11 protein-coding genes are annotated in these 12035 nt (G+C 69.8%); 8 read left to right on the top strand and 3 right to left on the bottom strand.

The window, feature by feature from the left end; all coding sequences use genetic code 11:
* Positions 1-29: 29 nt before the first annotated feature.
* Positions 30-677 carry an HAD family hydrolase gene (locus ACZ41I_RS15205; protein ID WP_468323207.1) on the bottom strand — a complete coding sequence of 216 codons (648 nt, stop codon included), beginning with the start codon at positions 675-677 and terminating at the stop codon, positions 30-32.
* 43 nt (positions 678-720) lie between these two features.
* Complete coding sequence (locus ACZ41I_RS15200; protein ID WP_399768048.1) at positions 721-1920, bottom strand: acetyl-CoA C-acyltransferase; 1200 nt, start codon at positions 1918-1920, stop codon at positions 721-723.
* 312 nt (positions 1921-2232) lie between these two features.
* On the opposite strand from ACZ41I_RS15200, the gene ACZ41I_RS15195 reads away from it, so the two are divergent.
* The 8 genes from ACZ41I_RS15195 to pyrF all read left to right on the top strand — a co-directional run bounded on the left by ACZ41I_RS15195 (position 2233) and on the right by pyrF (position 11214).
* Positions 2233-3114: an alpha/beta fold hydrolase gene (locus ACZ41I_RS15195; RefSeq protein WP_468514296.1), complete on the top strand. Its 882-nt coding sequence runs from the start codon at positions 2233-2235 to the stop codon at positions 3112-3114.
* A gap of 3 nt (positions 3115-3117) precedes the next feature.
* Positions 3118-3939, top strand: a complete 822-nt coding sequence (locus ACZ41I_RS15190) for an SCO6745 family protein (protein WP_399768042.1) — start codon at positions 3118-3120, stop codon at positions 3937-3939.
* Between the two features lie 407 nt (positions 3940-4346).
* On the top strand, positions 4347-5363 hold the full coding sequence (locus ACZ41I_RS15185; protein ID WP_399768039.1) for a GlxA family transcriptional regulator: 1017 nt from the start codon (positions 4347-4349) through the stop codon (positions 5361-5363).
* Positions 5360-7144 carry a thiamine pyrophosphate-binding protein gene (locus ACZ41I_RS15180; RefSeq protein ID WP_468514295.1) on the top strand — a complete coding sequence of 595 codons (1785 nt, stop codon included), beginning with the start codon at positions 5360-5362 and terminating at the stop codon, positions 7142-7144. The genes ACZ41I_RS15185 and ACZ41I_RS15180 overlap by 4 nt, the downstream gene beginning before the upstream one ends.
* Positions 7116-7769, top strand: coding sequence for an SRPBCC family protein (locus ACZ41I_RS15175; RefSeq protein WP_468514294.1), 654 nt, complete (start codon positions 7116-7118; stop codon positions 7767-7769). The genes ACZ41I_RS15180 and ACZ41I_RS15175 overlap by 29 nt, the downstream gene beginning before the upstream one ends.
* Positions 7766-8785, top strand: a complete 1020-nt coding sequence (locus ACZ41I_RS15170; protein ID WP_363219740.1) for a 3-oxoacyl-ACP synthase III family protein — start codon at positions 7766-7768, stop codon at positions 8783-8785. The genes ACZ41I_RS15175 and ACZ41I_RS15170 overlap by 4 nt, the downstream gene beginning before the upstream one ends.
* Before the next feature lie 2 nt (positions 8786-8787).
* The gene (locus ACZ41I_RS15165) at positions 8788-9792 is read left to right on the top strand and encodes a histidinol-phosphate transaminase (protein ID WP_468514293.1); all 1005 of its coding nucleotides are present in this window, start codon (positions 8788-8790) and stop codon (positions 9790-9792) included.
* Between the two features lie 723 nt (positions 9793-10515).
* Positions 10516-11214: an orotidine-5'-phosphate decarboxylase gene (gene pyrF / locus ACZ41I_RS15160; protein WP_468514292.1), complete on the top strand. Its 699-nt coding sequence runs from the start codon at positions 10516-10518 to the stop codon at positions 11212-11214.
* 565 nt (positions 11215-11779) lie between these two features.
* On the opposite strand, the gene ACZ41I_RS15155 is transcribed toward pyrF, so the two are convergent.
* On the bottom strand, positions 11780-12025 hold the full coding sequence (locus ACZ41I_RS15155; RefSeq protein WP_468323230.1) for a helix-turn-helix domain-containing protein: 246 nt from the start codon (positions 12023-12025) through the stop codon (positions 11780-11782).
* Positions 12026-12035: the final 10 nt, after the last annotated feature.

Raw genomic sequence — 12035 nt, 5'->3', positions numbered from 1 at the left:
ACGCCATGGTCAGACATCCGCAAGGCAGGTCAGGGAGTGATCCCGAAGCGTTCGGCAAGTTGTCGGCGGGTGTCGGCGGCACTGGTGTGCAATACGCCCCCGATGCCGATCCGGGCCGCTCCGTCGAGGTTCTGCTGCAGATCGTCGATCATGACCGCCTCCCCGGGATCGACACCGAGGCGTTCGCAGGCGAGCGCGTAGATCCGCCGGGACGGCTTGCGGATCCCGACCTCGGCGGAGATGACGACCACATCGGCGACAGCGGCGAGGTCCACGCCGTCGTAGGTTCCGGTGCCGAATGAATTGGACACCAGAGCAACCGGATGGCCGGCGGCCCGGAGCTCACCGAGCAGGGCGAGCATGTCCTGGTCGATCGACAGTCCCGCCTGCATCCGGGCCGTGAGACCCTCGGCCGGTACGTCGGCGCCGTGGACGCGGAGACGTTCGGCGAATCCTCGCTCGAAGGCTTCCGTGTCGATACGGCCGCACTCGTGGTCGGCCAGTAGCGTGCGTGAGGGCTGGTCCCGGCCGAGGAGGTCCAACGGCAGGCGCGGGTCGCCCCCGAGGGAGGCGCCGAAGTCGGTGAAGGCCCGCAACACGCTGGAGGTGATGACCCCGCCGAAGTCCACCAGGACCGCGGTTCGGGTCTTTTCCACCAGGTTCGACACGATGTCCACGCCTCTCTTGTAGTTGGCTTGCGTCCGGCAGGGCTGCACGCGTTCAGACGACCTCGAACAGTCCGGCGGCGCCCATTCCGCCGCCGATGCACATCGAGATCACCACGTACCGGACACCTCGGCGCTTGCCCTCGATCAGGGCATGCCCCACCAGCCGGGCTCCGGTCATTCCGTACGGATGACCGACCGAGATCGCGCCGCCGTCGACGTTGAACCGCTCCGGGTCGATGTGCAGTTCGTCGCGGCAGTACAGCGCCTGGGAGGCGAACGCCTCGTTGAGTTCCCACAGGCCGATGTCGTCGATGGTCAGGTTGTGCTGCTTGAGCAGTTTCGGGATGGCGAACACCGGACCGATGCCCATCTCGTCCGGGCCGCAACCGGCAACAGCCATACCCCGGTAGACGCCCAGCGGTTCCACTCCGCGGCGTTCGGCCTCCCTCGACTCCATCAACACCGACGCCGAAGCCCCGTCCGAGAGCTGCGAGGAGTTGCCCGCCGTCACGCTGGACTGCGCGCTCACCTGACCGTCGGGCAGCACCGGCGCCAAGGCGGCCAGGCCTTCGAGCGTCGTCGACGCGCGGCTGCCCTCGTCCCGGGTCAGGGTGACCTCCTCGTCGCGCACCTCCCCGGAGTGCTTGTCGAGGACCTTCTTGACGCTGCTGAGTGCGACGATCTCCCGGTCGAACCGGCCGGCCTCCTGCGCTGCGGCGGTGCGCTGCTGCGACAGCAGCGCGAACTCGTCCTGGCGTTCCCGGCTCACGCCGTAGCGCTCGGCGACGATCTCCGCCGTCTGCAGCATCGGCATGTAGATGGCCGGCTTGTGCTCGACCAGCCAGGGGTCCGCCATGCGGTGGGTGTTCATGTGGTCGTTCTGCACCAGGGAGATCGACTCGACACCGCCGCCGACGGCGATCTGCATGCCGTCCGTGACGATCTGCTTGGCGGCCGTCGCCAGGGCCATCAGGCCCGACGAGCACTGCCGGTCGATCGTCATTCCCGGCACGGTGTCCGGAAGTCCGGCACGGAGAGCGGCCTGACGGGCGACATTGAAGCCCGCAGAGCCCTGCTGCGCGGCGCAGCCGAAGATCACGTCCTCGACCTCGCCTCCTTCGAGCCCGGCGCGCTGCACCGCGTGAGAAAGGGCATGGGCGGCGAGTGCCTGTGCCTGGGTGTCGTTGAACGCACCGCGGTAGGCCTTTCCGATCGGCGTCCGTGCGGTCGAAACGATGACTGCTTCCCTCATGTCGCCTCGCTGTTTCCTGTCGGTCCGGTTCGCCCGGGAGTGTCGGGCGGGGATTCGCGTGCTCCGCGCGCCGGGAATCGATGCCGGCGGGCGGTGTCGAGCGCCAACTGCGGCGCGACGAGGGCTCGTCGGCCGTCTCCTGTGGTGGCCTTTGACATGAGCCGTGACCGCGGGATGACGGGAGTCGACCTCCGGACCGGTTATAGTTGAATCCGACGTCAAGTTCAATTAGATCCATGCCACGCGCTCGTGCCCTTGACAGGCCGTCCCGCCCCCTGAAGGCTACCGACCAGTCGGTATGAGGAGGCGAGGGTGGCCGCGCTGAGCATCTCCACCATCACGGGCGTGTTTGACGCGATCGTGGCGGGTCCGCCCGAGGGCCGCCCCGTGCTGCTGCTGCACGGCTTCCCTCAGACGGGGCTGGTGTGGCAACGGCAGATCGCGGCGCTGGCCGCGCACGGCTACCGGGTGGTGGCGCCCGACCAGCGTGGATACTCCCCGGGAGCCCGCCCTCAGCGGCCCGAGGACTATCGCATCGACCTCCTCGTGGACGACGTCGTCGCGATCTCCGAGGAACTGGGCTGGACGGCGTTCGACTTGGTCGGCCATGACTGGGGAGGCGCGGTGGCCTGGTGGACCGCTCACACCCACCCCGGCCGGGTGCGCACCCTGACCGCGGTCTCGACCCCTCACCCCGGCGCTCTGGCCACCGCCCTGCGCACCGACCGGGATCAGCGCGAACGCTCCCACTACATGATCGACTGGCGCGCGACACCCGCGACCGAAGAGCGCATGCTCGCCCACGACGCCCGGGAGCTTCGCGCGTTCTACGCCGGGAAGGTCCCCCAAGACAGTGCCGAGGCCTACGTACGGCACCTGTCCCGGCCCGGTGCTCTCACCGCGGCGCTGAACTGGTACCGGGCCGGCCGCCCCGACGCTGCGATCGGCGTCGTCGACGTGCCCACGCTGTACGTCTGGAGCACCGAGGACAGCGCGTTCGGCCCGGCGGCCGCGCAGCAGACCGGGCAGTGGGTCAGCGGTCCCTACCGGTTCGAGACCCTTCAGGGCGTCAGCCACTGGGTCCCCGAGGAGGCGCCCGAGACGCTGAGCCGCCTGCTCCTCGAACACCTGCGCACGCAGGGCGAGTACGGGACCGCGACGCACACCCCGCTCGTCGACTCTCCGAAGAGGTGACCCATGAACACGGCACATGCGGCCTGGCGCCGGCTGGAGCCGGTACACGGCATGATCTACTTCGTCCCCGAGGCAAGACGCCGGTACGCGGACCTGGGACTGGGCGGACGCGCCGGGTACTTCACCTCCCGGAGCGCCGCGTTCGGCCGGGCATCCGCCGAGCTGGTCATCTCGACCTTCTACAACTTCCATCCCGATCTGGTGCGCCAGGCGGTCGACGGGGCCTGGGACACCACGACGCCGCAGCAGGTGCTGGACGCACGGTACGCCGCGGCGGGGGAAGCCCTGCGACGGGCGGGAATCCACGAGCTGCCGCACGTGGAGGAGGTCCGGACGCTGACCCGCCGGGCGGCCGAGGCGGCCTGCGAACACGCGCAAGGCCGCCCGCTGTTCGCCGCACATGCCGCGCTGCCTTGGCCGACGGAGCCGGTCCTGCAGCTGTGGCACGCCCAGACGTTGCTCCGGGAGTTCCGAGGCGACGGCCATGTCGCGTGCCTGCTGAGCGAGGGCATCGGGGGTTTGGAGGCCCTGGTTCTGCACGCCGCCACCGGTGAGATTCCCGTCGACTTCCTCAAGGCGAGCCGCGGTTGGCCCGAGGACGAGTGGGCCGCCACAACGGAGCGCCTGCGCGAGCGAGGTCTTCTCGACGGCGACTCGCTCAGCCCGGAAGGCGTACTCCTGCGCCGGCACATCGAGGACCGCACCGACCGCCTGGCCCTTCCGGCCTACGCCGCCCTGGGCGACGCCGACTGTGAGCGTCTCGCCGAGCTCGCGAGCCCCTTCGGCCGCGCCGTGATCGAAGCCGGCCTCCTCAAACTCGGCTGACCCCGGGCAGCTTGGATCATCTCAATCGGGGTTCATCGATGCAGGTGAGCCAGGATCCCTTCATCCACGGCAGGGCCGCTCCTCGGGCAGGAGCGGCCCTGCGGTGTCCAGGTCTCCGCCCTCCGTTCGGGATCCCATTGCACCCGCCTGGTGCGAAGCCGCTGACCCTGTACAGCGGTTGAGGGTGGCGGGCCATGCCGACGAAGGCGAAGAAGTGCGCGGCTTTGCGCGAGGGGCCAAGCGGGCCTCACCGGTGGCTTTCTGTGAACTGCCTCACCCATCGCTGCCCGCTCGGTGCGTGAAGTGCCTGACCAGCGCGGTTCCTCCCCGTCCTGCGCCACATGCTGGCCGGATGCGTCAGTAATCTGTCATTGCAGCCAGTGCGACATCCGATACAGGCTGTGACCGTGTTGGAGCGACGTGTTGTTGTGGTGGTGTACGCGGGCGCGATGGCCCTGGACATCACCGGACCGATTGAAGTGTTCGATACGGCGAACCGGCTCCTGGGTCCCTCGGGCACCCCCTACCGGACCGAGTTCGTCTCCGCCGACGCACCACTGGTGCGCATGAGTTCGGGGGTGGTGGTGGAGGCCTCGCCACTGGAGGCGGGGCAGGGCCCGATCGACACGCTCCTCGTGCCGGGCGGATGGAGTCTCAACAGCGCGCTCGGCAACCAGGCGCTCGTGTCCTGGATCGGCAGCGCAGCGACCCGGTCGCGCAGAGTCGCCTCGGTCTGCGGCGGATCCTTTCTGCTGGCCGAGGCGGGCCTCCTCGACGGCAGACGCGCCACCACGCACTGGGCGTACAGCGAGGCGATGGCATGCCGCTACCCGGATGTGACGGTGGACGCCGAGCCGATCTTCGTCTGGGACGGCCCCTTCGTGACCTCCGCAGGTGTGTCGACGGGCATCGACATGGCGCTGGCTCTGGTGGAGGCAGATCATGGATCGGCGCTCGCGCTGGAGACGGCACGGTTCCTGGTGCTGTTCCTCAAGCGGCACGGAGGGCAGTCCCAGTACAGCGCCGTCCTCGACGCCCAGTTGGCCGACCATCCGCCGATCCGGGCCGCGCAGGAGTGGATCCTGGAGAACCTGGAGAACCCGCTGCCCGTGGCCGAGATCGCGCGGCAGGCCAACATGAGTCAGCGCAACTTCGCCCGGGTCTTCCGGCGCGAGGTGGGCACGACACCGGGCCAGTACGTCGAACGGACGCGTATCGCCCGCGCACGCGAACTGCTGGAGACCACCGACCTGACGATCAGCCAGATAGCGGGCCGCTGCGGCTTTGCCGCCACCGAGACGTTCTTCCGCTCCTTCGGACGAACCCTGGGACTCACACCCAAGGAATACCGGCACCGCTTTCAGGTCATCTCGCCATCCGGCCTCATCGACCGGCACCACGAGAGGGAGGGGAGCCTCGCATGACCACCAGGGTCGCGGAATTACGCCAGGCGGAAACGGCACGCCTGGTCGACCATCTGACCGGGGAACTCGCCCGGGCCGGCGTCACCCACATGTTCGGCGTGGGCGGCGCGAACATCGAGGACCTCTACGACGCGGTGCACCGCGGCGGTGCCATCCGCGGCGTCGTCGCCAAACACGAGTTCTCCGCCGTCACCATGGCCGACGGATACGCCCGCACCACCGGGCGCCTCGGCGTCGTCGCCGCCACCTCGGGCGGTGGGGCGATGAATCTCGTACCGGGTCTGGCGGAGGCGTACGCCTCCCGGGTGCCCGTGCTGGCCCTGGTGGGCCAGCCGCCGACCGGCCAGGAAGGACACGGGGCGTTCCAGGACTCCAGCGGCAAGGCGGGCTCCTTCGACGCACGGGACGTCTTCGCACCCGTCTCCCGGTTCTGCGCCCGGGTCGATGACCCGGACTCGCTCACCGAGTTGCTGCCCCGGGCGGTCGCGGCCGCACAGGCCGATCCCCGCGGGCCGGCCGTACTGTTGCTGCCCAAGGACGTGCAGCAGGCGCGGATCCGGGTGCCCGCCCACTACGCGGCTCCGACACGCGACCCGGCCCCGCCCCCGACACCGGGTGGCCGTGCGACGGCATCCTCGCCGCGGCTCGACACAGCTGCCGTCGGCGCCGTGTCGGACGCTCTTCGCGGAGCCGGTCGGGTCCTGGTCATCGCCGGTGAGGATGTCGCCGCCGCCGACGCGCGTGCGGAGCTGGCCGAACTGGCCCAGCGCCTCGGGGCATGGGTGGCGGTCACGCCGGACGCCAAGGACGTCTTCGACAACCGTGATCCCCGATTCGCAGGCGTGGCCGGGGTGATGGGCCACGCCAACGTCGAAGACTGCCTGCGGCGGGCCGACCTGTGCGTGCTGGTCGGCACCCGGCTGCCGCTCCTTGCACGCGGCGGCCTCGACCGGGCCCTGGCCGCCACCGACGTCGTCTGCCTCGGCCCCGAACCGCCGTTCGTGGCAGCCACCGCACTGGGTGGGAACCTGCGGGACGCGCTGCGCGCGGTGACCGCCCCACTGCCGTCGCACCCCCGTCCCTGCCCGCCGCACTCCGGCCCCCTGCCCACACCCATGCCGGCTCCGCGCGTCCAAAGCCCGGCGCGGACCGTCCCCCATGGCCAGGCGGTCGCCGCGGTGGAGGCGGCACTCCCCCAGGACGCCCACGTCTTCGTGGACGCCGGCAACACGGGGGCCAGCGCGGTCCATCTCCTCCCGGCACCGCGCCACGGCCGCTTCGTGGTGGCGGTCGGCATGGGCGGCATGGGGTACACCTTCGGCGCCGGCATCGGCGCCGCGCTCGCCACCGGCCGACGTACCTACGTCCTCGCCGGCGACGGGGCCTTCTTCATGCACGGGATGGAAGTGCACACCGCCGTGGAATACGCGGCACCCGTGACGTTCGTGATCTTCAACAACAACGCCCACGCCATGTGCGCACTGCGGGAGGAGTTCCTCCAGGGCGGCGTCCGCAGCGACGACCTGTTCGCCCGGACCGACATCGCCGCCGGAGTGGCCGCCGCCTTCCCCTCCCTGGCGGCAACGGGAGCCACCGACGCGGCGCATCTGCGCACGGCACTGCTGCGCAGCAACGCGGGCGGCGGCCCGGCGTTCGTCTCGGTGGACTGCGACCCGTGGGAAATCCCGCCGTTCCTTCCCTTCCAGTCCTTCACCGAAATCACCGATGGCACCGAACACAAGGAGAGTTCAGATGAGCGAGCCGTCGTCCACGTTGGCTGACATTCCCGGTCTGATGCGGATCGAGAACGCCGGCAAGGAGGAACTGACCGCCCACTGCATGGAGCTCACCCACGCGGTCTACCCCCACCACCAGGTCTACGGGCAGTACTGCACCATCCACGAGTACGTCGACTGCCCCCCGGAGCAGGCCTACGACTATCTGCGCCAGGGGCACCACCTGGAGGAGTGGACCTGCAGCCTGCGGGACTTCGCACCCACCGGCACACCGGGGCTCTGGGTCGGCCACGACCGGCTGGAGGACGACACCAGGATCTACTGCAGGGTGCTCGCGAACCCCGAGGCCATGACCGTGGACTACCACTGCTCCTGGGACCAGGGCGATAAGCTGTGGATGATCTATCTGATGCGGGTCGTCCCGGCCCGACTGGTACTCGACAAGCCGGGTTCGGTGATCACCTGGACCAACTGCCGGCACCCGTACTACGACGACAATCCGCACCCCGACCTGGCGCCCCGCCCGGACCGGCCCTGGGTGGGCGACTACTGGGACCTCTTCTACGCGGGACACACCGTGGAGATGCAGAACCTCAAGGCCATCCTGGAACACCGCCACCGGGGCGGCCTGCCGGTCAGTTCCGCTCCGGCGAGGGCGGTGGCCCGGTGACCACGGTCAGCCTCACCGACGTCGCGAGCTACCTGCCCGGCGATCCGGTCCCCGCCGAGTTCTACACGGACTTCCCCGGCGCCGAGGACAAACTCCGCAACCACCCCATGTTCAAGGTCCCGCCGTTACGGCACCACGTGGCCAGGGACGAGACCAACGCGGACATGGTCGAGCGCGCGGTACAGCCCCTGATGGAACGGCACGGCGCGGCGGAGATCCGAGGTGTCGACGTGTTGTTGGTGCACAGCCAGTTGCCGGACCTGCCGTTCGTGGGCGCCGGAACCGAGGTGGCGCGTCGGCTGGGTCTGAATCCGGAGTGGCTCGTCGACGTGGCCAACGCGGGCTGCGCGTCCTTCGTGTACATGCTCAAGATGGCCCGGCAGATCCTCACCTCCACCGACGCGAGGACCGCGCTGATATGCAACGCGCAGAGCGCCGCGGGGCAGTGGTTCACTCAGTCAGAGGTGCGCAAACTCGCCCAGGCGGCGATTCCGGGCGACGGGTGCGGTGTGGGGTACGTGACGACGTCGGCACAGTCGCCGGTGCTCGATGTGGAGACCCGGCACATCGGCGAGTACGCCGGTGACATGACCGTGGCGGTCGACGACGGGCGCAAGTACTGGGAGCCGGGCGAGTCCCAGTTGCGGATCGGGTTCACCGACGCAAGCGTCGCCAAGGTCCTGGCACGCGGGAACCGCCTCGTCCCCGAGGTGGTCACGGACCTGTGCCGACGGCTCGGCATGACGACCTCCGAGATCGACGTCCTCATCACCAACCAGCCCAACCGCACCTTCCTGCGGAACTGGCGGGAGGCGCTGCAACTGCCCGCGGAACGGCACCTGAACACCTTCGACGACTACGGGAATCTCTTCGGAGCGGCGATTCCGATCACCTTGGACCGCGCGATCAGCTCGGGGCAGGTGGCGGACGGCGATCTGATGGTGCTCGGGGGATTCGCCCACGCCGGCGACTTCGCCGGTGCCGTCGCCGTTCGCTGGCAGAGCGGACGGGACTGAGCATGGACATCCCTGTGCTGCACCGGCTTGCCCTGAACGAGAGCCCCTATCCCCCGCTGCCCTCGGTGCGCGAGGCGATGCAACGGGCCGTCGCGCAGGCCCACCGCTACCCGCAGTTCCACCCCGACGACCTCACCGAGCGGATCGCCGAGTGGTGCCAGGTGACCTCCGACCGCGTCGCGGTGGGCAGCGGATCGGTCGGCGTGGCCCTGCAATTGTTCCGGGCAGTGGTCCGCCCCGGGGACACGGTGGCCTACGCCTGGCGCACGTTCGACGCCTACCCCCTCCTGGCCGCCATGGTGGGCGCTCGGCCCGTCCCCGTACCCCTGTCGCCGGACGGCCACCAGGATCTGGGCGCCCTGCTCGCGGCGCTCGACCACCGCACCCGCGTGGTGGTGCTGTGCAATCCACACAACCCCACCGGCAGCCTCGTCACCGCCGACGCCCTGTCGCCGTTCCTGCGTCACGTCCCCCCGCACGTCATCGTGCTCCTCGACGAGGCGTACGTGGAGTTCGCCCGCGACACCGGCCTGCCGGACACGCCCGCACTCCTGGACGCACACCCCAACCTGTTGGTCCTGCGCACCTTCTCCAAGGCCTACGGCCTCGCCGCCCTGCGGGTCGGCTACGGACTCGGCGCCCCCGACCTGGTGGAACGGATCCGTCGGCAACAGTTGCCCTTCGGGATCAACGCGGTGGCAACAGCGGCGGTGAAGGCCACGCTGCGGGCCGAAGGCGAGCTGCGCCTGCGCGTGGACACCGTCGTCGCCGAACGCGAACGCCTCCGGCGTGAACTCGTGTCCCTCGGCTGGCGTGTGCGCCCGGGTCACACCAATTCCGTCTGGCTCGCCGCACCCGATCCCATCGACGCGGGCGCCACGGCACTCACCGACGCCGGTGTCGAGGCGCGTCACTACCCCGGCGAAGGACTCCGGCTCACCGTCGGTGACCGGAAGGCCAACGACACGGTGCTGACCGCGCTCGCGCGGCTGCGCCCGCGGAGGTGAGTTCCCCGCCCTACGCCACTTCGCTCTCGACGGCAAGGACCAGACGAGCCAGGCCACACCGGCGCCGGCACACTGCCACATGGGCCATGCCAGCCACGCCGGCCGCAAGAGCACAGCAGCTTGGTCCGCCGCATTTCAACCGGCGGACCAAGCGCCCTGGGGACGACCGCTTGCGAAAGTTCGTCACCCGGGCCGACGTCGCCTGCTGCGCCTAGGTGGCAGAGGTGCGGCGGCCGCCTCGGCGGTCGGAACTGCGGCCGCCCGCTCCGACGGCACCGCTCTTGGGGCCGCCGGAACCCGCTCGGCGGGCAGAACCGCGAGTTCTCAGTGGTGGGCGTCCGCTCGCCGGTGGTGCGCGCGGCGACCCCTTGGCCGTCACCGCGCGCACCGCCCGCGAGCAGGCTTAGGCCTTGATGGACGCGAACGGCGACGGCGGCGTGACCTTCGACGAGTACAACGCCTGGGCCGGCGCCGCCGCCTTCGACAAAGCACCAGGGGTGATTACAGCGCATCAGTCCGCGCCCACATCACCGGGGAATCCTCCCCGGCAATGCCGACGAAGACGACAGGTTTCCGAACCCCCTGCGGACTCGTGCGGGGTCGCTTCCCCGTACCGTGAGAAGTACGGCCGATGGCCTACCAATCCATGTGTAGCTGCGTCGAAGGTTCACTGAAGCGCGCTCATCTGGCCTCGTCGGCGCTGTCGGAGATCACAATGGCGTCATGGACCCGACCCGTCAGATCATCGTCGCACTGGACTACGACAACCTTCCAGCCGCTCAAGCCGTCGTCGATCAACTCGGTGACGAGTGCCGCTTCTACAAGGTCGGCCTGGAGCTTCTCACCGCGGTCGGGCCCCAGTTCGTGGAACACCTCGTTTCCCAGGGCAATGAGGTGTTCCTGGACCTCAAACTCTTCGAGATCCCGAACTCCGTCGCCGGTGCAGTCCGCGCGGCAGCCGCACTCGGCGTCTCCATGGTGACTGTGCACAGTATGGGCGGTACCGGGATCCTGGCCGCCGCAGTCGATGCGGCCCGGGACTATCCCGACCTTCGCGTTCTTGCCCTCACCGTCGTCACCAGCATGACCGACGCCGACCTCGCCGACATCGGCGTTGCCGACCCCGCCGAGGGCCAAGTGCTGCGGTTGGCCGGCCTGGCCAAGCGGGCCGGATGCCACGGCGTGATCGCCTCACCGCGGGAAGTCTCAGCCCTGCGCAGGGCGTTGGGGAGCAATGCCCTGATCGTCACCCCTGGAGTTGCCATGCCCGGCGAGTCTGCTGCCGAGCATGCTCGTCCCGGCACACCGCGGGCCGCCGTCGCGGACGGAGCCTCACATGTGGTCGTGGGCCGCACGGTCACGCGCGCGCCGGATCCGCTGGTCGCATTTCGCCGTGTCTGCGCCAACCTGTCGTCTTCGTAGCAGAGCTCACAGGTCAGTAGTCAGGCCGCCGCGGCGAGTGGGCGTCCGCCCCAGCAGAGGACCTTCTCGCTGCGGATCCGTGCCCGTTCGCGGCGTTGGGCGGCCAGCACGTCGGGGTGGCGGCTGTTCTCGCTGACGCCGGCGCAGATAGGAGTGCGGGGCCCGGGTCTGTGCGGTGCGATTGCCGTGGTTGGAGGTGGCGACGGTGCACTGCCGCAGCGTCCGAAGTCGCCGCGATCGGGTTGGCCCCAGACACGTAGGTGGAGGGATGGTGTCGCCCTTGTGGGCGGAGAGGTTGTCCAGGATGACGTAGATCGGAGCGCCGTCCGGACGGGCCGCGCGGATCGGCTTCGGTGCGGTCAGGGTGTTCGCGGCGCCCTTCTTGCGGCGGTTGACGCCTCGCAGCTTGTCGTCGCCGATCGGGAGTAGCAGCCGTGGAAGTAGCGCACTCCGTGGGTGGGTGCGGTGGTACGTCGTGAGATGGCGCTCGGGGTGACCGGCGGGAGCCCAGCCGTGACGCCGCGACGCATGAGCAGGCACCGGACCGCCTCGCGCCCGATCCGGCTCACCCGGCCGCGAACTTTCCGCAGGTGGGCGCGAGTTTGCGGATGGACCAGCGGGTGAAGGGCTGGCCGAGTTGGGCCGGGCGGGTGGTGGCCGTCTGGGCGGCGAGATCCTCGTCGTCAGGACTGAGCAGGCGGGGACGGCCTCCCGCCCATCGAGGGTCCAGACAGACGAGACCGATCTCGTTGAACCGGTGGATCACGTCCCGGGCGGTGTCCTCATCGGCCTGTACCAGCTTCGCGATCACCGGCACCCGG

It is taken from the genome of Streptomyces sp. NPDC030799 (assembly GCF_055572255.1).
The sequence above is the reverse complement of the archived record's forward strand: the minus strand, read 5'-3'. Positions and strand labels throughout refer to the sequence as shown.

Bases quoted from the DNA above. Each gene is read 5' to 3' on its own strand.
- pyrF (WP_468514292.1), top strand. From the start codon at position 10,516: ATGGACCCGACCCGTCAGATCATCGTCGCACTGGACTACGACAACCTT.
- ACZ41I_RS15165 (WP_468514293.1), top strand. From the start codon at position 8,788: ATGGACATCCCTGTGCTGCACCGGCTTGCCCTGAACGAGAGCCCCTAT.
- ACZ41I_RS15175 (WP_468514294.1), top strand. From the start codon at position 7,116: ATGAGCGAGCCGTCGTCCACGTTGGCTGACATTCCCGGTCTGATGCGG.
- ACZ41I_RS15200 (WP_399768048.1), bottom strand. From the start codon at position 1,920: ATGAGGGAAGCAGTCATCGTTTCGACCGCACGGACGCCGATCGGAAAG.
- ACZ41I_RS15190 (WP_399768042.1), top strand. From the start codon at position 3,118: ATGAACACGGCACATGCGGCCTGGCGCCGGCTGGAGCCGGTACACGGC.
- ACZ41I_RS15180 (WP_468514295.1), top strand. From the start codon at position 5,360: ATGACCACCAGGGTCGCGGAATTACGCCAGGCGGAAACGGCACGCCTG.